This window comes from Microbacterium sp. X-17, from assembly GCF_039615055.1.
In genome coordinates this window covers 161,762-180,689 of sequence record NZ_JBDHNI010000006.1, presented here as the reverse complement: position 1 = coordinate 180,689, position 18,928 = coordinate 161,762, and the positions used below count along the sequence as shown (strand labels likewise).

The following is an 18,928-nucleotide window of genomic DNA, read 5'->3' as shown; positions in this document are numbered from 1 at the left end:
CGCTCCACCCTACGAACCCCTCGCCGCGCCCACAACTCCACCTGTGGATAACTCTGGGGATAATCTGGGCGAAACGCCGACACGGCTGTGCAGAAGGTGTGGGATACGCTGTGGAAAACCAAAAATCTTCACACCGAAACGCTGGTTTGATCAGGGATTTATGTTTGCACAGGCTGTGTGTAAAAAGTTCCCTGGAGCCTGTGGTCGACGCCGTCCGGCGGGGCCTGTGCACTGTGGATGGAGCCGGGGAAAACTCCGTTAACGCGGTGTAGCGGCGGGCACTCGCCCGCCGCTACACTGTGAGATTTCCGTCCGCTACTTGGCGGCGACCACCTGCAGCGCGATGACGGCCGACAGGTCGTCGTGCAGGCGGACGGTGGCCTCGTGGTCACCGACGACCTTGATCGGGTTCGGGAGCTCGATCTTGCGCTTGTCCAGCTCGCCGATGCCCGCGGCCTTGACCGCGTCGGCGACGTCGCCCGTCTTCACGGAACCGAACAGACGGCCCTCGCGGCCGGCCTTGACGACCAGCTTGACGCGGGTCGCCTCGAGCTTGGCCTTGAGGTCCTGAGCGGCCTCGATCGTGTGCAGCTCGCGAGCGGCACGGGCCGCCTTGATCTGCTCGACCTGCTTCTCGCCACCACGGCTCCACACGATGGCGAAGCCCTGGGGGACGAGGTAGTTGCGTGCGTAGCCGTTCTTGACGTCGACGACGTCACCGGCGGAGCCGAGGCCGGTGACCTCGTGCGTGAGAATAACCTTCGACATTCTGTCCCTACTCCTTAACGGCCAGAGCCGGCGTAGGGGAGGAGTGCCATCTCGCGCGCGTTCTTGACTGCGCGGGCGATGAGGCGCTGCTCCTGCACGGAGACACCGGTGATGCGGCGGGCGCGGATCTTTCCACGCTCGGAGATGAACTTCCGCAGGGTGGCGACGTCCTTGTAGTCAATGACGCCCACGCGGACGGACTTCGCCGGTGCGGCGTTCTTCCCGTCCTTGCCCTTGCGGATCGGCTTGCGGCGGTCGCCGCTCGACTTTCCAGCCATGATTTCCTTTGCTTTCCGCCTGACGTGGCCGAGGCCTGTCAGGCAAACTCAGTTGGAGGGACCCTTTAGAACGGTGTCTCGTCGTTGTAGGAGCCCGGAGTGTTCCAGACGTCGGCGCCCGCGGACGGGTCCGCCGGCGCGGAAGCGGCCCACGGCTCCTCGACGGCGGGAGCGCCGCCACCGAAACCGCCGGCGCCACCAGGGCCACGGCCCGACGACTGCGCACGGGTCACCTGAGCGGTGGCGTACCGCAGCGACGGCCCGATCTCATCGATCTCGAGCTCGATGGAGGTGCGCTTCTCGCCCTCCTTCGTCTCGTAGGAGCGCTGCTTGAGACGCCCCTGAGCGATGACACGGGACCCCTTGGTCAGCGAGCCTGCGACGTGCTCGGCGAACTCGCGCCAAACGCTCGCGCGCAGGAAGAGAGCCTCACCGTCCTTCCACTCGTTCGCCTGACGGTCGAACGTGCGGGGAGTGGATGCGATGGTGAAGTTGGCGACAGCCAGCCCGTTCTGCGTGTAACGCAGCTCGGGGTCGGCCGTGAGGTTGCCCACCACGGTGATGACGGTCTCGCCGGCCATGGGACTAGGCGCCGGCCTTCTCGGGGGCGGCAGCGGCCTTGTCGGCGGAGGTGGACGCCTTGCGGGCGGCCTTCTCGTCGGCGCGCTTCTGAGCGGCCGCGACCTGGGCGATGGCCTCTTCGGCACGGAGGACCTTGGTGCGCATGACGGCCTCGCTGAGCTTCAGCTGGCGGTCGAGCTCCTTCGTGGTGTCACCGGTCGCGGTGAGCTGCACGACGGCGTAGATGCCCTCGGACTTCTTGTTGATCTCGTACGCCAGGCGACGACGACCCCAGATGTCGATGTTGTCGACGGATCCGCCGTCGTTGCGAACGACGTTGAGGAACTTGTCGAGGCTGGGAGCTACGGTGCGCTCATCGATCTCGGGATCGAGGATGACCATCAACTCGTACTGATGCATGACTAACCCACCTCCTCTGGTCTCAGCGGCTGCAGACGTTCTGCAGCAGGAGGGTTTGACATCGGTTGCGTGGGCAGGACTCCGCCCGGGCAACTTATGTAGGGTAGCCGATGGGCTGCTCCCGCGCCAACCGGGGCGCTGGGCGATGGTGTCAGTGACGGTCTCTGCGATGCTCATGCGTCCAGCCTCGCGATGAACGGAGGCCCGCAGAGCGGCGTCCGCAAATCTGTGGACGACTCGTCCAGGTGCCGACGCTGTGGAGGACCAATGCGGTGGAGGACGAACCTACCGCGCCTCCCACCACGCGAGCAGCCGCCGCGTGGCCTCCTCCTCGCCGAGCGGCCCTTCATCGAGCCGCAGCTCCAGCAGGAAGGAGAGCGCCTGACCGACCTCGCGTCCGGGCTTCAGACTCAGCAGCCGCATCACCTGCTCGCCGTCGAGGTCGGGCCGGACGGCGTCCAGCTCCTCCTGCGCCTGCAGCTCCGCGATGCGCCGCTCGAGGTCGTCGTAGGCGAAGCCGAGCCGGTCGGCCTTCCGCCGGTTGCGCGTCGTCACGTCGGCGCGGGTCAGCATGTGCAGGCGCTCCAGTTCGCCTCCGGCGTCGCGCACGTACCGGCGGACGGCCGAGTCGGTCCAGTGCGCGTCGGAGTACCCGAAGAAGCGGAGGTGCAGCTCGATGAGGCGCGCGACCGCGTCGACCGTGGCCTTGTCGAAGCGCAGCGCGGTCAGCCGCTTCTTGGCGAGCTTCGCCCCGACGACGTCGTGGTGATAGAAGGAGACGGCGCCGCCGGGCTCGAACCGCCGCGTCGCGGGCTTGCCGATGTCGTGCAGGAGGGCGGCGATCCGCAGCACGAGGTCGGGCGCCTCGCCGGGGTGGCGCTCCTTCTCATAGCCGATCGCCTGCTCCAGCACGGTCAGGCTGTGCTGGTAGACGTCCTTGTGGTGGTGGTGCTCGTCGACCTCCAGCCGCAGCGCGGGCAGCTCCGGAAGCACGTGGTCGGCGAGCCCCGAGTCCACGAGCAGCTCGACGCCGGGCCGCGGGTCGTCGGCCGACAGCAGCTTCGTGAGCTCGTCGCGCACGCGCTCGGCGCTGACGATCCCGATCCGTTCGGCCATGTCCGCCATCGCCTCGCGCGTCGCCTCGTCCACCGTGAAGCCGAGCTGCGCGGCGAACCGCGCGGCGCGCATCATCCGCAGCGGGTCGTCGCCGAACGACACCTCCGGGCTCGACGGCGTGGTGATCCGCCGGGCCAGGAGGTCCTCCACCCCGCCGGACGGGTCCACGAGCCGCACCTCCGGGACGCGGAGGGCGAGCGCGTTGACGGTGAAGTCCCGGCGCAGGAGGTCGCCTTCGAGGGTGTCCCCGAACTCCACCTCCGGCTTGCGCGTCGCGCCGTCGTAGCTGTCGCTGCGGTAGGTCGTGATCTCGACCGTGTCGTCGCCGAAGCGCGCGCCGATCGTGCCGAACGCGCGGCCGATGTCCCACACGGCGTCGGCGATGGGCCGGACGACGCCCAGGATGTCGTCCGGGCGCGCGTCGGTGGTGAAGTCCAGATCGTGCACCTCGCGGCCCAGGAGGGCGTCGCGCACGGGACCCCCGACGAGCGACAGCTCGAACCCGGCTGCGGCGAACGCCTGCGCGAGCCGATCGACCGTCGGGGTCGTGGCCAGGGCGCCGAGGCGGTCGAGGGATTCGGCGACGGACTGCATGGTGACTCAGTTTAATGGGAGGCCGGACACGCCGCTCGCCTCGGCGCGAGGCCGCGTGCTCGCCGGGCTCTCACAGGGGGCGGCCCCTAGAATCGTCGACATGGAGGCGGAACCGGGATCGTGCGTCGGCGCATGAGCGTACCCGGCTTCACCCTCCGGGGTGCGCGACTGCCTGCTGCCCTGATCGGTGCGGGGGTCGCCATCGTCACCCTCCTGGCCGGTCCCGCTGCGAGCCCCGCCACGGCGTCCTCCGGCCCCGTGTCCGTCGCCTCGGCCTCCGTCCGCACGGCGACGAACGCCTCGGTCAGCGCGTCGCTGACCGCCGACAACGGCGGAGTGCTCGCGCCAGGCCAGGAGCTGGTCGCGTCCGTCACGGTGACCAACCCGACGGACGCCGCATACACGGCCGGCTCGGTCGGGCTGTGGCTCGACCCGCAGCCGCAGAAGTCACGAGCGGATCTCGCCTCCTGGCTCACCTCGACGGACACGGTCCCGGGCCGGGTCGACCTCGGCACGGCGACCCTCCCCATCCTCGAACCGGGCGCCAGCGTCGTGGTGCGCGTGAACGTGCCCGCGGCGGCCGTCCCGTTCGCGGGGAGGACCACCTCTGCCGTCTACGGGATCGGCGCCACGGTCGACATCGGCCCAGCGGTGGCGAACGCTCGCGGCTCGGTCGTCTGGAACCCGGGCGACGCCGCGACGCGCTCCACCGTCGGCGTGGTGATGCCGATCGTGAGCCCGTCGACCGGTGACGGCCTCATCTCGGCGCAGGAGCTGGCCACCTACACGGCGCCCAACGGCGTGCTGACCCGCGACCTCGACGGCCTCCAGAACCACGCGACCGTCACGGTCGGGATCGACCCGATGATCCTGGCGTCCATCCGCGTGCTCGGGAACACCGCGCCCGCCAGCGCGACGGCGTGGCTCGACCGGCTGAGCGCCCTCCCGAACGACACCTTCTCACTCGGTTACGGTGACGCGGACGTCGCCGGCCAGATCCAGGCCGGTCTTCCCGCGCCGCTGCAGCCGACGGCCCTGGGCTACGCGCTCGACCCCAAGAACTTCTCGCCGACCCCGACGGCGATCGGGGAGCCGCAGACCCCGACCTCCACTCCCGCGGCGACGCCCAGCCCGACGCCGACGCCCGGCACCGGACAGACGCTCCCCACCCTCGACCGCCTGCTGGCCTGGAACTACACCCTCCGCGGCATCGCGTGGCCCGGCGACGACACCCTCCGCTCGGCCGACCTCGCGCCCCTCGCGGCGGCAGGACTCGGCACCGTCGTCGTCTCGGGCGGCAACACCAACGCCGACAAGCTCGACTCGACGCCGAACGCGCCGCAGCACAGCGGGTCGTCGACCCTCGCGGTCTCGGATCAACGGCTCTCCGAAGCGCTCCGCCAGGCCGTCTCCGCGCCCAGCGACCTCGCCTGGAACGCCGCGATGTCGAAGCTGAACGCCCAGCTCCAGCTCGTCAGCGCTGAGGGGACGACACCCCGCCACCTGCTCCTCGCGCTCGACCGCTCCTGGCCGTCGAGCGGGACCCAGCTCCAGCGCACCCTGGATGCCCTGTTCACCAGCCCGTTCGCGGCGCCGTCGACGTTCCCCGCCCTGCTGTCGTCCGCGCCCTCGTCCGAGCTCGCGCTGACCGACGCCCCGGAGTCGCAGACCCGGATCGACAGCATCCACCTGCTGCTGCAGGACGAGAAGTCGATCGACGAGTTCGCGACCATCCTCAGCGACCCGACCACGCTCACCGGGCAGACGCGGGCGCAGCTGCTCACCCTGCTCGCGGTCTCCTGGCAGAACCCGCGCAGCGACTGGACGAACGCCGTCAGCGGCAGCAGGCAGGCGACCGTCAAGACCCTCCACGCGGTCCACATCCTGCCCACCGAGAACGTGAACCTGGTGAGCGCGCAGGGGTCGATCCCGTTCACGGTCAGCAACGAGCTGAGCACGGAGGCCGTCACGGTCGTGCTCAGCGCGTCGCCGTCGAACAGCCGGCTGGAGATCGACGCGCCGACCACGAAAACCATCCCGCAGGACTCCCGGGCGACGATGCTCGTGCCGGTGAAGGCCAAGGTCGGGAACGGCCAGGTCATCCTGTCGCTGCAGCTCTACAGCCCGACGGGCGTGCCGATCGGCGACCCGAGCTCGGTCACGGTGGATGTGCACGCCGACTGGGAGGGCATCGGCGCGCTGATCTTCGGCGGCCTCCTCGTGCTGCTGTTCGGCTTCGGGATCGTGCGCAACATCCTGCGCCGCCGCGACCAGCGCCGGAAGGGCGAGGGCCGCGAGGACGAGGAGGGCGCAGCCGCCGACGGTGACGCCTCCCATGAGGCCACCGACGACGCCTCCGGCGACGCCGAGGACGCGGACACCCGCCCCACCCCGGGAGGCGCCGATGGCTAGCGTGGGCCGGGCGAGCGCGATGCTCGCGTCCGGCACCCTCGTCTCGCGCGTCCTCGGGTTCGGGAGGGCGTGGCTGCTGGTCCAGGCGATCGGGCTGTCGAGCATCGCCGCGAACGCGTACAACACCGCCACGATCGTGCCGAACAGCGTCTACGCGATCATCGCCCAGGGCATCCTCAACGCGATCCTGGTGCCGCAGATCGTGCGTGCCTCGGTCAACCCGGACGGCGGACGCGCCTACATCAACAAGCTCATCACGCTCGGGATGGTGGTGTTCGCGGGGGTTGCCGCTGTCGCCACGCTGCTCTCCCCGGTCCTGATGTCGCTCTACGGTCTCCGCGGGGCCCAGGCGGAGCTGGCGACGGCGTTCGCGTACTGGTCGCTGCCGCAGATATTCTTCCTCGGGCTGTACACGCTGCTCGGGGAGGTCCTGAACGCGCGCAAGTCGTTCGGTCCGTTCACCTGGGCGCCGGTGGTCAACAACCTCGTCGGCGTCGTCATGCTCGGCGTGTTCGTGCTCGCCTTCGGCGCCTACGCCACCGGGAACACCCACCAGGTGTGGTCGCCGGGGATGGTGGCGCTGCTCGCCGGCGGCGCGACGCTCGGCCTGGCGGCGCAGGCGCTGGTGCTCTTCCTGTTCTGGCGACGGATCGGCCTCCGTTTCCGCTTCGACTTCGGCTGGCGCGGGGTGAACCTCGGCTCGGCCGGGAAGGCGGCGGGCTGGACCTTCGCCATGCTCATCGCCACGCAGGTCGCGGGACTCGTGGAGACCAACGTCGCCAACTCGGTCGGTGAGGGGCACGCCGGCTCGTTCGCGATGACGAACGCCTGGCTCGTCTTCATGCTCCCGCACGGCATCATCGCCGTGTCGATCGTGACCGCCTTCTACACGCGGATGGCGGAGCATGCCCACCGCGGAGCCCTCGAATCCTTCCGCGACGACTTCTCCAGCGCGGCGCGGTCCATCATGTTCCTGATCGTGCTGGCGTCGGCCGTGCTGATCGTCCTCGCCTATCCCGTCGCCCGGGTGTTCACCTCGTCCTACCAGTCGATGGGCAACGTGCTCATCGCCTACCTCATCGGCCTCGTCCCGTTCTCCCTCGTGTTCATGGCCCAGCGCGCCTTCTACTCGCTCGGTGACACCCGCACGCCGTTCATGTTCACCCTCGTGCAGACCGTGGTGATCGTGGTCGGCGTGCTCGCGTGCTTCGCGGTGCCCGCGGACTTCCGCGCCGCCGCCATCGCCTTCGTGGTCTCCGGCGCGAGCGTCGTGCAGGCGGGCCTCGCGTTCGCGTTGCTGCGGCGCCGCACCGGGGGAGTGGACGGCCGGCGCATCCTGAACGGGTTGTGGCGCTTCCTCGTCGCCGGCGTCGCGTCGATGGTGGCGGGTGGCGGGTTCCTCGTCATCCTCGGGGGAGTGGACCACGGCTCCTTCCCGGTGAGCGGCCCGATCGCCGCCGTCGTCTCCTCGGCGATCGTCGGCGTGATCATGCTGGTCGTCTACCTCGGCTTCCTCGCCCTCCTGCGATCGAGCGATCTGGAGGCCGGTCTTGCGCCCGTTCTGGAGCGCGCCGCGGCCCGTTCCTCCGCTCGCAGGTGACACGGAATAGCATCCGCCTAGGATGTGTTCTACAGGGCGGTGTCTCCCGGACGGAGCACCGCAGACCATCAAGGAGTTCCTCCGTGCGGCAGATCATCATCATCGGTTCCGGCCCTGCCGGTTACACGGCGGCCATCTACGCCGCTCGCGCCAACCTCAAGCCGCTGCTGATCGCCTCCTCTGTCGAGGCCGGCGGCGAGCTGATGAACACCACGGAGGTCGAGAACTTCCCCGGCTTCCCCGACGGTGTCATGGGCCCCGACCTCATGTTCAAGATGCAGGCGCAGGCCGAGAGGTTCGGCACCGACATCGTCCTCGACGACGTCGTGTCCGTCGACCTCTCGGGCGACGTCAAGACGGTAACGCTCGGCTCCGGCGCCGTGCACGAGGCGCTCTCGGTCATCTTCGCCACGGGCTCCGCGTACCGCAAGCTCGGGCTGGAGGACGAGGAGCGCCTGTCCGGTCACGGCGTCTCCTGGTGCGCCACCTGCGACGGGTTCTTCTTCCGTGAGCGCACGATCGCCGTCGTCGGCGGCGGGGACTCGGCGATGGAGGAGGCGACCTTCCTGACCCGCTTCGCGGACAAGGTGTACGTCATCCACCGCCGCGAGTCGCTCCGCGCTTCCAAGATCATGCAGGAGCGCGCGTTCGCCAACGAGAAGATCGAGTTCATCTGGAACTCGGAGGTCGTCGGCATCAGCGGCGACGAGCAGGTGCGCGCGGTGACGCTGCGCAACCTGGAGACCGGCGAGCAGAGCGAGCTGGAGCTGCAGGGCCTGTTCATCGCGATCGGGAACGACCCGCGGGTCCACCTGGTCCACGGCCAGCTCGACCTCACTCCGGAGGGGACCATCGCGGTCGCCGGCCGGAGCTCCAAGACGAAGGTCGCGGGCGTGTTCGCCGCGGGCGACGTGATCGACCCCACCTACCGCCAGGCGGTCACCGCCGCCGCGTCGGGTACGGTCGCCGCGCTCGACGCCGAGCACTACCTCACGACCCTCCCCAAGGACCTGCTGGAGCGCGCTGCGGAGGGCGCGTCCGGCGATCTCGAACTCACGACCACCGCATAAGGAGAATCAGCAACTATGTCAGCAGCACGTTCCGTCACGGACGCCACTTTCGAGCAGGACGTCCTCAGCAGCGGAAAGACCGTCCTCGTCGACTTCTGGGCCGAGTGGTGCGGTCCGTGTCGCGCCGTCGGTCCGATCCTCGACCAGATCGCCGCCGAGCACGCGGACAAGATCGAGATCGTCAAGCTCAACGTTGACGAGAACCCGCAGACCGCGGCGAAGTACCAGATCACCTCCATCCCCGCGATGAAGGTCTACCAGGGTGGCGAGGTCGTCAAGACCGTCATCGGCGCCAAGCCGAAGCCCGCCCTCGAGGCCGACCTGGCCGCCTACCTCGCGTAGCGCGACAGCCAGGCAGCTTCCACACACTGTCAGACCCGTCCGGCGCTCATCCGCCGGGCGGGTCTTTCGTGTATCCGGGAGTCGGCTCGATTTCCAGCGGGGTGCATGCCGCCCCTAGCATGAATGAACGACACGAGAAACGGACGATTCGTGACAGAACAGGGCAGCCCTCGCCAGCAAGGCAACAATCTGGACCCGTGGTATCACCACTACGCACAGCGCACCAGCGGCCTGGCCGCCAGTGAGGTCCGAGCCCTGTTCGCCGTCGCCAGTCGCCCCGAGGTGGTCTCGCTGGCCGGCGGCATGCCGTACGTCGCGGCGCTCCCCGATGATCTGGTCGTGGGGGCGATGGACCGGGTGATGCGCGAGCAGGGTCCGGTCGCCCTCCAGTACGGGTCCGGCCAGGGTGTTCCCGCGCTCCGGGAGCAGATCCTGGAGGTCATGGCCCTCGAGGGGATCAGCGGCAGCGCCGACGACGTCATCGTGACGACGGGCTCGCAGCACGCGCTCGAACTGTTCAGCAAGCTGTTCATCGACCCGGGCGACGTGGTGCTGGCCGAAGGCCCCAGCTACGTGACGGCGATGGTCATCTTCCGCTCGTACCAGGCGGAGGTCGATCACATCCCGATGGACGAGCACGGACTCATCCCGGAGGCGCTGCGCGAGCACATCGCCCGGCTGAAGGCAGCGGGCCGGCGGGTGAAGTTCCTCTATACTGTGCCGACCTTCCACAATCCGGCCGGCGTCACCCTGTCCTGGGAGCGGCGGCTGGAGATCCTGGAGATCGCCCGCCAGAACGACATCCTGGTGCTGGAGGACAACCCCTACGGGCTGCTCTACTTCGGTGAGAAGCCTCCTGCCGCGATGCGATCGGTCGAGCGTGACGGCGTCGTCTACCTCGGCACCTTCTCGAAGACACTCGCGCCCGGATTCCGGGTCGGCTGGGCGCTCGCTCCTCACGCCATCCGGGAGAAGCTCATCCTCGCCAATGAGGCGGCCGTCCTGAGCCCGAGCTCGTTCAGCCAGCTCGTCATCTCGGAGTATCTGCGCGACGCCGATTGGCGCGGTCAGATCGACACGTTCCGCGGGGTGTACCGGGAGCGCAAGGAGGCCATGATCGCCGCGCTGGAGGAGTACCTCCCCGAGCTGTCCTGGACCAACCCGAACGGCGGCTTCTACGTGTGGCTCACGCTGCCCTCGCACCTCGACTCCAAGGCGATGCTGCCGCGCGCCGTGACCGAGCTCGTCGCATACACGCCCGGCACCGCGTTCTACGGGGACGGGTCGGGCGCGCAGAACATCCGCCTTTCGTTCTGCTATCCCACGCCGGAGAGCATCAAGGTCGGAGTCCGCCGGCTCGCCAACGTCATCAACGGCGAGCAGGACCTCCTGGACACCTTCGCCGGCACCGGACCCCTCACCGCATCCCGCGCCAGCCGCACCAGCCCGAACCCGCCGACGGATCTGCGCTGACCCAGTGCGTCCATTGCCGAAGAAAGAGCAGATCATGGCCGAAAAAGAAGCACTCGACATCGTCGTTCTCGCCGGCGGCATCTCGCACGAGCGCGACATCTCGCTGCGCAGCGGACGCCGTGTCGCCGACGGCCTCCAGGCGTTCGGACACCACGTGACTGTGCGCGAGCCGGACGGCGCGCTGCTCGGTTATCTCAGCGAAAGCCGCCCGGACGTCGTCTGGCCGGCCCTGCACGGATCGAGCGGTGAGGACGGCGCCCTCCGCGCGCTGCTGGAACTGGCCGGCGTTCCGTTCGTCGGGTCGACCACGGACGCCGCCCGGCTCGCCTGGTCGAAGCCGGCCGCCAAGACCGTCGTGTCCCGTGCCGGCGTCGCCACCCCGGCGTCGGTGACGCTTCCGAAGGAGACGTTCCGGGAACTCGGCGCCAACAGCGTGCTGGCGACGGTGCTCGGCGCGTTCGACGTCCCGCTCGTGGTCAAGCCGGCCCACGGCGGCTCAGCGCAGGGTGTCACCATCGTCACGGCGGCCGAGGAGCTCCCGCGAGCGATGGTCGACGCGTACACGTATGCCGACGTCGCGCTGATCGAGCGGAAGGTCGCCGGCGTGGAGGTCTCCGTCGCCGTGCTCGACACGGGAGACGGCCCGATCGCGCTTCCGCCAGTTGAGATCGAGCCGATCGAGGGCACGTATACGTTCGATGCGCGGTACAACGCGGGGGAGACCCGGTTCTATGTGCCGGCGCGGCTGGACGAGTCGACCACCGAGGCGGTCTCGGCCGCGGCGACCGCAGCGCATTCCGCGCTCGGCCTCCGGCACCTGTCCCGCGTCGACCTGATCGTCGACGCGGCGGGCGTCCCGTGGTTCCTGGAGGCGAATGTGCTGCCGGGTCTCACGGAGACCTCGATCATGCCCCAGGCGATCGCGGCGTCCGGTCGCGACCTCGGCGACGTCTACGCGACGCTCGCGGCAGCAGCGATCGCGGACGCCGGGGAGTAGCTGCCGGGGGGTTTCACGTGAAACGGGAGGCTGATTCAGCCTTGTTTCACGTGAAACGGACCGGCGAACTGTAGGTCGGCTGGCCGATCTCGTCCAGGATCCGGTTCAGGTCCTGAATCGTGGCGAAATCGACCACGATCTGGCCTTTTCGTGCGCCCAGGCTGATCTTGACGCGGGTGTTCAGCCGATCGCCGAGACGCTCGGCGACCTCATCCAGGTGTCCGCGGTGCTTGCCAGGGGAGGCCTTCGTTCGGACCGGCTTCGGCGACCTGCTTGCCGCCGCCTCCGCCGCACGCACCGAGAGGTCCTCGTTCACGATCTTGTCTGCCAGTCGCACCATCGCGTCCTCGTCGTCGCCGACCGAGAGAATCGCGCGAGCGTGGCCCGCGCTGAGAACGCCGGCCGCCACGCGCGACTGCACCGGCGCCGGGAGCTTCAGCAGGCGGATCGTGTTGGTGATCTGCGGACGCGAACGCCCGATCCGCGTCGCGAGCTGCTCCTGCGTGATCCCGAAGTCCGCGAGGAGCTGCTGGTAGGCCGACGCCTCTTCGAGCGGGTTGAGCTGCGACCGGTGAAGGTTCTCCAAGAGGGCATCCCGCAGCATGTCCTCGTCCGCCGTGTCCTTGATGACCGCCGGGATGCTGTCGAGCCCGAGTTCCTTGGTCGCTCGCAGCCGGCGCTCGCCCATGATGAGCTCGTACTTATCCACCTGCCCGGCGACCGGACGGACGACCACCGGCTGGAGGACACCCACCTCGCGGATGCTCGCCACGAGCTCGTCCAGCGCCTCGCGGTCGAACTCGACGCGCGGCTGTACTGCATTGGGGACGATGTCTGCGGGGGAGAGGTTCGCGAGCCGAGCTCCAGGCACCGCGACGAGCTCCTCGGTCATGACCGCGGACGCCTCCGGGAAGAAGACATCCACCGGACGCGACGCCTGATCGCTCGTGGGGATGAGTGCGCCGATTCCGCGGCCCAGACCAGTGCGCTTCGCTGCCATTAGCGGGGTACTCCTCTTCGTGCGATTTCAGCGGCCGCCTCGAGGTACGAGAGCGAGCCGGACGAGTTCGCGTCATAGCTGATGACGCTCTGCCCGTAGCTCGGTGCCTCCGAAATCCGCACGGAACGCGGAATGATCGTGTCGAGCACCTCGTCGGGGAAGTGTTGCCGGACATCATCCGCCACCTGGTGGGCGAGGTTGGTCCGCGAGTCGTACATGGTCAGCAGGATCGTCGACACCCGCAGCTTCGGATTGAGGTGCCGCTCGATGAGCTGAATGTTCTTCAGCAGCTGGCTCAGGCCCTCAAGCGCGTAGTACTCGCACTGAATCGGGATGAGGACTTCGGTGGCAGCGACGAAGGCGTTGATGGTGAGCAACCCGAGCGAGGGTGGGCAGTCGATCAGGACGTAGTCGATGTCGAACTCGTCCAGGAAACGCGCGAGTGCACGCGAAAGACGCTGTTCACGGGCGACCATCGAGACGAGCTCGATCTCGGCGCCCGCGAGGTCGATGGTGGCGGGAATCACGAACAGCCCGTCGAACTCCGGACTCTTCTGGATGACCTCCTCGAGCTCCTTGTCGTTGACGATCACGTCGTAAACACTCGGCGTGCCCTCCCGGTGCTCCACGCTCAGCGCGGTGGAGGCGTTTCCCTGGGGATCGAGGTCGATCGCGAGCACCCGCGCGCCGGACTTCGCCAGCGCGGCCGCGAGATTCACGACCGTGGTCGTCTTACCAACGCCACCCTTCTGGTTGGAAATCGTGAAAATCCGAGTTCGTGACGGCAACGGCAGCGTCGTTGAAGCGATGGCTTGTCTCCTCCTGGCCAGATCCTGCATCTCCCGCGCAAGTGGCGTCGACGCATCGAAGGTGATCTCACCCACCTCAACGGGAGCATCCTGGTCGGGCTGTTTCACGTGAAACCTCGTTGCTTGGTACGGTGTACGGCCTCGCCGCGGGGGAGTTGCTGGAACGCGGTGCGAACCACTCGTCAACTCTAGCTTGACTGTCCGGCGACACCCTTCAGCATCGCGGAAGCTGTGGAGAACGCAGTTATCCTCAGCGGACCCGCGCCCGAATGACCCGGGTGACGTCTTCCAGGACACCCTCGCCCAGCGTCAGGACTTCAACGTCATGGACGCGATACTTCCGCATCTCCTTCGAGGCCGCTTCGACCTCCGCGGGCGCGCCGGCGCCCTTCATCAACACCAGCTCGCCGCCGTCGCGCAGCAGGGGAGCGGTCAACGGAATGAGCTTGCGGAACGCGCTCACTGCACGCGCGGTGACCTGGTCCAACGGCTCAGCAAGCCGAGCATCCTCGGCCCGATCGCGCACGACGATCACGTTATCCAGTCCGAGCTCGGCCACCTGCTCATTCAGCCAGGCGACGCGGCGCTCCATCGGCTCGATGAGGACGAATTCCACATCAGGGCGGGCGATCGCAAGCACGAGTCCAGGCAGACCGGCGCCGCTCCCGACATCCCCGACGCGCCCCGGCTTGAGCAGCGGCGCGACGATGGCGCAGTTCAGGATGTGACGCGACCAGATGCGGGGGAGTTCGAGGGGTCCGATCAACCCACGCTCTTCACCCTGGGCAACCAGATTGGCCGTAAATGCGCGCGCGACGTCGGTCCGCTCACCGAACAGTGTCCCAGCGACCGCAGGTTCGGTCTCGACGGAATCAGTCACCGTTTCACGTGAAACTACGCGGCGGTGATGACCGTGTGGCGGTCACGACCCTCGCCGCGGGAGTTGGACACGTAGCCTCGCTCGGACACGATGTCGTGCACGAGCTTGCGCTCGTACGAGGACATCGCGGGAAGCGACGCCTCGGCCGAACCTTCCTCCAGTCGGGCGATCGCCCGGTCCACCAGCGTGGCGAGCTCCGCCTGGCGCGCGTCGCGCGAACCGGCGATGTCGAGGATCAGGCGCGAGAATCCACCCGTCTGGTTCTGAACCGCGAGGCGGGTCAGCTCCTGCAGCGCCGCGACCGTGTCCGGCTTCGACAGCAGGCGGAGGTTGGTGCCCTCTTCAGCGTTCACGGAGATGTACGCACGGCCGTTGCGGGTGTCGATGTCGATGTCGCCATCGATGTCCGCGATGTCCAGCAGCTCCTCGATGTAGTCCGCGGCGATGTCGCCCTCACGGTCGAGGTCGGCGGCGGGCGCCGACTCGGCGTCGCCATCCACGTCTGCGGTGATGGGGGAGTGGACGGCTTCCTCCTCGGAAGGCGTGAACTCGGTCTGCACGTCGGTCATATCCCTACTTCTTTCCGGCCTGCTTCTTCGCGCGGTTCTTGTTCACCGGCTGCACGCGCTGCGTGGTCACCGGCTTCTGCGGCACTTCGTCCACCTGGAGGACGACGGCGCCGTCCTGCACCAGCTTGCCCTTGCGGGCCAGGCGGGCCTCGCGGGCCTTGGCCGCGTCGGATCCCGGCGTCGGCATGTTGCGGATGACCAGGAACTGCTGGCCCATCGTCCACAGGTTGGAGGTCAGCCAGTAGAACATGACGCCGAGCGGGAACGCGAAGCCCGAGAACAGGAACACGAAGGGGAGCAGGTAGAGCAGAATGCGCTGCTGCTTGAACTGCGGGCTCGCCTTGGTCTCCGGCGACATGTTCTTGGAGACGATCTGGAGCTGGGTGAGGAACTGCGATCCGGTCATCAGCACGACCATCGTCGCGGCGATCACCATGACGGCCACCTGCTGCGGGTGGGCGTTCAGCGCGCCCTGGAAACTCTGGTGGAGCGGAGCGACGCCGAACAGCGTCGCGTTGCCGAACTGCTGAGCGAGGGTCGCATTCAGCGGGCCGACGCCGGCCTTGCCGCTCTGGGCGCCGTTCAGCACCTGGAACAGGGCGAAGAACACCGGCATCTGCAGCAGCAGTGGGAGGCACGAGCTCAGGGGGTTGGTGCCCGTCTTCTTGTAGAGCTCCATCGTCTCGCGCGACATCGCCTCGCGGGAGAACTGGTCCTTCTTGCCCTTGTACTTGTCCTGGATCTTCTTGAGCTGCGGCGCGATCTCCAGCATGCGGCGCTGGTTCTTGATCTGCCGGACGAAGATCGGGATGAGGGCTGCGCGCACGACGACCGTCAGGCCGACGATCGACAGCACCCAGGTGATACCCGCCGCCGGGTCCATTCCGATGTTGCTGAACACCCAGTGCCAGGCGACGAGGATGAGCTCCACGACCCATTTGATGGGCCAGAGGATGGTACCGATGATGTCCATGTCTGGGTGCTAGGCCTTTCCCTGGCTGGTGGCGACGACGAATCCGAACGGAGTGACCCGGTAGCGGCGCTTCTTCTTGAGGGGGACGTCATCGACCCCTCCGGCTGCCCACGGGTGGCAGCGCGCGATGCGGCGGACGCCGAGCGCGCTCCCGATGATCACTCCATGCTCCTGAATCGCCTGCAGAGCATAAGCGGAGCACGAGGGGTAGTACCGGCAGACATCGCCATACAGCGGGGAGATCACCGCTCGGTACGCCCGGAGCACCAGCACGGCAGCATTCCTCGGAGCGAGGAGCACAGCTGCGATCGCGGTGTTCATGGACGGACGTTGCCTTCGCTGGTGTCTCGTGGACGGTTGTCGCGCGGACTGGTGGTGTGACGGCTGAGGAAACGGTCGGTGGCCCGCGAAACCTCACCGTGCAGATTAGCCCAGGTCAGTTGGGCGGACGCTGGCAATGCCCGGATCACCACGTCGATGCCGGCGCCGTCGGCGGCCGCCGGGGACAGGTGGGGGAGCAGGTCGTACGCGGCGGCCTTCAGGCGACGGCGGACGCGGTTGCGGACGACCGCGTTCCCGACCGCCTTGCTCACGATGAAACCGAATCGCACCACGTCGGAGTCGCGGTTGAACCGGACGTACGCGATCGTGCTCGCTCCGTTGAAGCGAGCACCTCGTCGCACGGTCGCCCGGTACTCCGCGCCCCGCGTGATGCGATGGTTCTTCGCGAGCACGCGCCGCGACCTACGCCGGAAGGGGCTCTGACCCGGAAGGGGTCAGGCCGAGAGCTTCTCGCGGCCCTTGGAGCGGCGCGCCGACAGGATGGCGCGGCCGGCACGCGTGCGCATGCGGAGGCGGAAGCCGTGGGTCTTCGCGCGCTTGCGGTTGTTCGGCTGGAACGTTCTCTTGCTCATATCAATCTCCGTGGTGGTCTCTTCACAGGCCGGTGCTGAAAGGAATTCGGCCAGCACGGGGAGGCCAGGAAAGTTTCTGGGCAGCCGAAACGGCTGAAGTCAACTTATTAAAACTACGTCCTGAGGCCGACCGAGGTCAAACCGATCGCCCCGAAACCCTTGATTATGCACGGGATTAGCAGGAAGCGCGTGATCGACGCGCCGGAGTATTCCGGGAACCGAATTTGATCCACACCTGTGGACAAGTTAGCGTGAACTCCAAAGTTATCCCCAGGCCATCCCAAAATCGGCCGGAGATCGCTACGGTATTGCACACACAGCGGTGGATAACTCTGTGAATACCCCACGGCGGCATCCTTGCCGCCAGCCCAGCGCGAGTCACACGGGGGACGACTCGTCTCGCGCCGGGCCGACGGCATCCACGAAATTCGAAGACGGGGAACGATGGCAGGCGGCGAAGAGTCCATTTCTGCGGCATGGCAGAACGTGCTCGACAATCTCGAGACGGACGACCGCATCACCCCGCAGTTGCACGGCTTCCTCAGCCTGGTCGAGCCCAAGGGCATCATGGCCGGCACGTTCTACCTCGAAGTGCCCAACGAGTTCACGCGCGGGATGATCGAGCAGCGCAGCCGCGTCCCCCTCCTCAACGCGATCGGCGCGCTCGACCAGGCGCTCGAAGTCAACACCTTCGCGATCGTGGTGAACCCCGAGATCCAGCAGGAGTCGATGGCCGGCCCGTCCGAGCCGGAACCCGCCCCCTATCTGGACGCCGTCGCGCCGATGGTGGCGCCGCCGACCGAGATCACCGCGCCCCCGCGCAACGGCGACACCCGCCTCAACTCCAAGTACAGCTTCGACAACTTCGTCATCGGCCAGTCCAACCGGTTCGCGCACGCGGCCGCGGTCGCCGTCGCGGAGGCGCCGGCCAAGGCGTACAACCCGCTCTTCATCTACGGCGACTCGGGTCTGGGCAAGACCCACCTCCTGCACGCCATCGGTCACTACGCGATGAGCCTGTACCCGGGAATCCGCGTCCGGTACGTGTCGAGCGAGGAGTTCACGAACGACTTCATCAACTCGATCGCGAACAACCGGGGCTCGTCCTTCCAGGCGCGCTACCGCAACATCGACATCCTGCTGATCGACGACATCCAGTTCCTCCAGCGGGCGGTCGAGACGCAGGAGGCGTTCTTCCACACGTTCAACACCCTCCACGACCACAACAAGCAGGTGGTCATCACCAGCGACCTCCCGCCGAAGCACCTGACCGGCTTCGAGGACCGGATGCGGTCGCGCTTCGAGTGGGGTCTGATCACCGACGTCCAGGTCCCCGACCTGGAGACCCGCATCGCGATCCTCCGTAAGAAGGCGCAGAGCGAGAAGATCCTCGTCCCCGACGACATCCTGGAGTTCATGGCGTCGAAGGTGTCGAGCAACATCCGCGAGCTGGAGGGGACGCTCATCCGTGTCACCGCGTTCGCGAGCCTGAACCGCACGCCGGTCGACATGCCGCTGGTGCAGACGGTGCTGAAGGACCTGATCACTCTCGACGACGACAACGTGATCGCGCCGACCGACATCATCACCAACACCGCGGAGTACTTCAAGCTCAGCGTCGACGACCTTTACGGGTCGAGCCGCTCGCAGGCCGTGGCGACCGCCCGCCAGATCGCGATGTACCTCTGCCGGGAGCTGACGAACCTCTCGCTGCCGAAGATCGGGCAGCTCTTCGGGGGCCGCGACCACACGACCGTGATGTACGCGAACAAGAAGATCAGCGAGCTCATGAAGGAGCGGCGCTCGATCTACAACCAGGTGACCGAGCTCACCAGCCGGATCAAGCAGAACCACCGCTACGGCAAGTAAGCCGGCCGACGGCCTCGACTGCACGCCACGCCGCGGCCGTCGAGAAAGTTATCCACAGATCGATCCCCAGAGTGGGGAGAGTTCGTTATTAACACCTGGGGATAACTTGTGGAGAAGTTCCGGAAAGTCGCTCGATTAATGGGGACTACGGCTGCGGGGCTGTGAAAAGCCGTGTATCGGGCTCGCGCTCGACATCCTTGTCAACAGTGGGATTCCACCGGTCATCAACAAGTCACGAGGGTGTAGTTCCCGCTGATTGCAAGGTATCCACCGAGTTATCCAC

At 67.5% G+C, this 18,928-nt stretch carries 20 protein-coding genes; 7 read left to right on the top strand and 13 right to left on the bottom strand.

The genetic code is table 11. From position 1 onward, the window contains the following. Window positions 1-315: 315 nt before the first annotated feature. The 5 genes from rplI to ABCS02_RS26910 all read right to left on the bottom strand — a co-directional run bounded on the left by rplI (window position 316) and on the right by ABCS02_RS26910 (window position 3,737). On the bottom strand, window positions 316-768 hold the full coding sequence (gene rplI / locus ABCS02_RS26930) for a 50S ribosomal protein L9 (RefSeq protein ID WP_345838782.1): 453 nt from the start codon (window positions 766-768) through the stop codon (window positions 316-318). Window positions 769-782: 14 nt separating this feature from the next. Further along, complete coding sequence (gene rpsR, locus ABCS02_RS26925) at window positions 783-1,046, bottom strand: 30S ribosomal protein S18 (RefSeq protein ID WP_018189012.1); 264 nt, start codon at window positions 1,044-1,046, stop codon at window positions 783-785. A 65-nt stretch (window positions 1,047-1,111) separates the two neighbouring features. Further along, entirely contained in the window at window positions 1,112-1,627 is a 516-nt protein-coding gene (locus ABCS02_RS26920) for a single-stranded DNA-binding protein (RefSeq protein ID WP_345838781.1), read from the bottom strand. Between the two features lie 4 nt (window positions 1,628-1,631). Next, window positions 1,632-2,027, bottom strand: a complete 396-nt coding sequence (gene rpsF, locus ABCS02_RS26915) for a 30S ribosomal protein S6 (protein WP_345838780.1) — start codon at window positions 2,025-2,027, stop codon at window positions 1,632-1,634. Window positions 2,028-2,312: 285 nt separating this feature from the next. Continuing rightward, window positions 2,313-3,737 carry a CCA tRNA nucleotidyltransferase gene (locus ABCS02_RS26910; protein ID WP_345838779.1) on the bottom strand — a complete coding sequence of 475 codons (1,425 nt, stop codon included), beginning with the start codon at window positions 3,735-3,737 and terminating at the stop codon, window positions 2,313-2,315. A 132-nt stretch (window positions 3,738-3,869) separates the two neighbouring features. Here ABCS02_RS26910 and ABCS02_RS26905 point away from each other — a divergent pair, with 132 nt between their 5' ends. From ABCS02_RS26905 to ABCS02_RS26880, 6 genes are all read left to right on the top strand, one after another. Next, complete coding sequence (locus tag ABCS02_RS26905; RefSeq protein WP_345838778.1) at window positions 3,870-6,149, top strand: DUF6049 family protein; 2,280 nt, start codon at window positions 3,870-3,872, stop codon at window positions 6,147-6,149. Then, the gene (gene murJ, locus ABCS02_RS26900) at window positions 6,142-7,749 is read left to right on the top strand and encodes a murein biosynthesis integral membrane protein MurJ (RefSeq protein WP_345838777.1); all 1,608 of its coding nucleotides are present in this window, start codon (window positions 6,142-6,144) and stop codon (window positions 7,747-7,749) included. The genes ABCS02_RS26905 and murJ overlap by 8 nt, the downstream gene beginning before the upstream one ends. A gap of 83 nt (window positions 7,750-7,832) precedes the next feature. After that, entirely contained in the window at window positions 7,833-8,819 is a 987-nt protein-coding gene (trxB, locus tag ABCS02_RS26895; protein ID WP_345838776.1) for a thioredoxin-disulfide reductase, read from the top strand. 15 nt (window positions 8,820-8,834) lie between these two features. Beyond that, window positions 8,835-9,161 carry a thioredoxin gene (gene trxA / locus ABCS02_RS26890; RefSeq protein WP_179604159.1) on the top strand — a complete coding sequence of 109 codons (327 nt, stop codon included), beginning with the start codon at window positions 8,835-8,837 and terminating at the stop codon, window positions 9,159-9,161. Between the two features lie 150 nt (window positions 9,162-9,311). After that, a complete protein-coding gene (locus ABCS02_RS26885) occupies window positions 9,312-10,634 on the top strand; it encodes a PLP-dependent aminotransferase family protein (protein WP_345839172.1) in 1,323 nt (440 codons plus the stop codon). Between the two features lie 34 nt (window positions 10,635-10,668). Then, on the top strand, window positions 10,669-11,631 hold the full coding sequence (locus tag ABCS02_RS26880; RefSeq protein WP_345838775.1) for a D-alanine--D-alanine ligase: 963 nt from the start codon (window positions 10,669-10,671) through the stop codon (window positions 11,629-11,631). A gap of 46 nt (window positions 11,632-11,677) precedes the next feature. Here ABCS02_RS26880 and ABCS02_RS26875 read toward each other — a convergent pair whose 3' ends face one another. The 8 genes from ABCS02_RS26875 to rpmH form a co-directional block, all read right to left on the bottom strand. Next, complete coding sequence (locus ABCS02_RS26875; RefSeq protein ID WP_345838774.1) at window positions 11,678-12,631, bottom strand: ParB/RepB/Spo0J family partition protein; 954 nt, start codon at window positions 12,629-12,631, stop codon at window positions 11,678-11,680. Then, on the bottom strand, window positions 12,631-13,548 hold the full coding sequence (locus ABCS02_RS26870) for an AAA family ATPase (RefSeq protein WP_345838773.1): 918 nt from the start codon (window positions 13,546-13,548) through the stop codon (window positions 12,631-12,633). Before ABCS02_RS26870 ends, ABCS02_RS26875 begins: the two co-directional genes overlap by 1 nt. A 142-nt stretch (window positions 13,549-13,690) precedes the next feature. Further along, window positions 13,691-14,320, bottom strand: coding sequence for a 16S rRNA (guanine(527)-N(7))-methyltransferase RsmG (gene rsmG / locus ABCS02_RS26865; protein ID WP_345838772.1), 630 nt, complete (start codon window positions 14,318-14,320; stop codon window positions 13,691-13,693). Window positions 14,321-14,334: 14 nt separating this feature from the next. Further along, a complete protein-coding gene (locus tag ABCS02_RS26860) occupies window positions 14,335-14,889 on the bottom strand; it encodes a R3H domain-containing nucleic acid-binding protein (RefSeq protein ID WP_345838771.1) in 555 nt (184 codons plus the stop codon). Between the two features lie 4 nt (window positions 14,890-14,893). Beyond that, a complete protein-coding gene (gene yidC, locus ABCS02_RS26855) occupies window positions 14,894-15,862 on the bottom strand; it encodes a membrane protein insertase YidC (protein WP_345838770.1) in 969 nt (322 codons plus the stop codon). A gap of 9 nt (window positions 15,863-15,871) precedes the next feature. Continuing rightward, window positions 15,872-16,183, bottom strand: a complete 312-nt coding sequence (yidD, locus tag ABCS02_RS26850; RefSeq protein ID WP_345838769.1) for a membrane protein insertion efficiency factor YidD — start codon at window positions 16,181-16,183, stop codon at window positions 15,872-15,874. Next, window positions 16,180-16,596: a ribonuclease P protein component gene (gene rnpA / locus ABCS02_RS26845; protein WP_345838768.1), complete on the bottom strand. Its 417-nt coding sequence runs from the start codon at window positions 16,594-16,596 to the stop codon at window positions 16,180-16,182. Before rnpA ends, yidD begins: the two co-directional genes overlap by 4 nt. Window positions 16,597-16,638: 42 nt before the next feature. After that, a complete protein-coding gene (gene rpmH / locus ABCS02_RS26840) occupies window positions 16,639-16,776 on the bottom strand; it encodes a 50S ribosomal protein L34 (protein WP_021763546.1) in 138 nt (45 codons plus the stop codon). A 444-nt stretch (window positions 16,777-17,220) separates the two neighbouring features. On the opposite strand from rpmH, the gene dnaA reads away from it, so the two are divergent. Then, window positions 17,221-18,645, top strand: coding sequence for a chromosomal replication initiator protein DnaA (gene dnaA / locus ABCS02_RS26835; protein ID WP_345838767.1), 1,425 nt, complete (start codon window positions 17,221-17,223; stop codon window positions 18,643-18,645). Window positions 18,646-18,928 lie beyond the last annotated feature (283 nt).

Excerpts from the sequence above, each read along its gene's own strand:
- rplI (WP_345838782.1), bottom strand. The coding sequence starts at position 768 with ATGTCGAAGGTTATTCTCACGCACGAGGTCACCGGCCTCGGCTCCGCC.
- rpsR (WP_018189012.1), bottom strand. The coding sequence starts at position 1,046 with ATGGCTGGAAAGTCGAGCGGCGACCGCCGCAAGCCGATCCGCAAGGGC.
- ABCS02_RS26920 (WP_345838781.1), bottom strand. The coding sequence starts at position 1,627 with ATGGCCGGCGAGACCGTCATCACCGTGGTGGGCAACCTCACGGCCGAC.
- rpsF (WP_345838780.1), bottom strand. The coding sequence starts at position 2,027 with ATGCATCAGTACGAGTTGATGGTCATCCTCGATCCCGAGATCGATGAG.
- ABCS02_RS26910 (WP_345838779.1), bottom strand. The coding sequence starts at position 3,737 with ATGCAGTCCGTCGCCGAATCCCTCGACCGCCTCGGCGCCCTGGCCACG.
- ABCS02_RS26905 (WP_345838778.1), top strand. The coding sequence starts at position 3,870 with ATGAGCGTACCCGGCTTCACCCTCCGGGGTGCGCGACTGCCTGCTGCC.
- murJ (WP_345838777.1), top strand. The coding sequence starts at position 6,142 with ATGGCTAGCGTGGGCCGGGCGAGCGCGATGCTCGCGTCCGGCACCCTC.
- trxA (WP_179604159.1), top strand. The coding sequence starts at position 8,835 with ATGTCAGCAGCACGTTCCGTCACGGACGCCACTTTCGAGCAGGACGTC.
- ABCS02_RS26880 (WP_345838775.1), top strand. The coding sequence starts at position 10,669 with ATGGCCGAAAAAGAAGCACTCGACATCGTCGTTCTCGCCGGCGGCATC.
- ABCS02_RS26875 (WP_345838774.1), bottom strand. The coding sequence starts at position 12,631 with ATGGCAGCGAAGCGCACTGGTCTGGGCCGCGGAATCGGCGCACTCATC.
- ABCS02_RS26860 (WP_345838771.1), bottom strand. The coding sequence starts at position 14,889 with ATGACCGACGTGCAGACCGAGTTCACGCCTTCCGAGGAGGAAGCCGTC.
- yidC (WP_345838770.1), bottom strand. The coding sequence starts at position 15,862 with ATGGACATCATCGGTACCATCCTCTGGCCCATCAAATGGGTCGTGGAG.
- yidD (WP_345838769.1), bottom strand. The coding sequence starts at position 16,183 with ATGAACACCGCGATCGCAGCTGTGCTCCTCGCTCCGAGGAATGCTGCC.
- rpmH (WP_021763546.1), bottom strand. The coding sequence starts at position 16,776 with ATGAGCAAGAGAACGTTCCAGCCGAACAACCGCAAGCGCGCGAAGACC.
- dnaA (WP_345838767.1), top strand. The coding sequence starts at position 17,221 with ATGGCAGGCGGCGAAGAGTCCATTTCTGCGGCATGGCAGAACGTGCTC.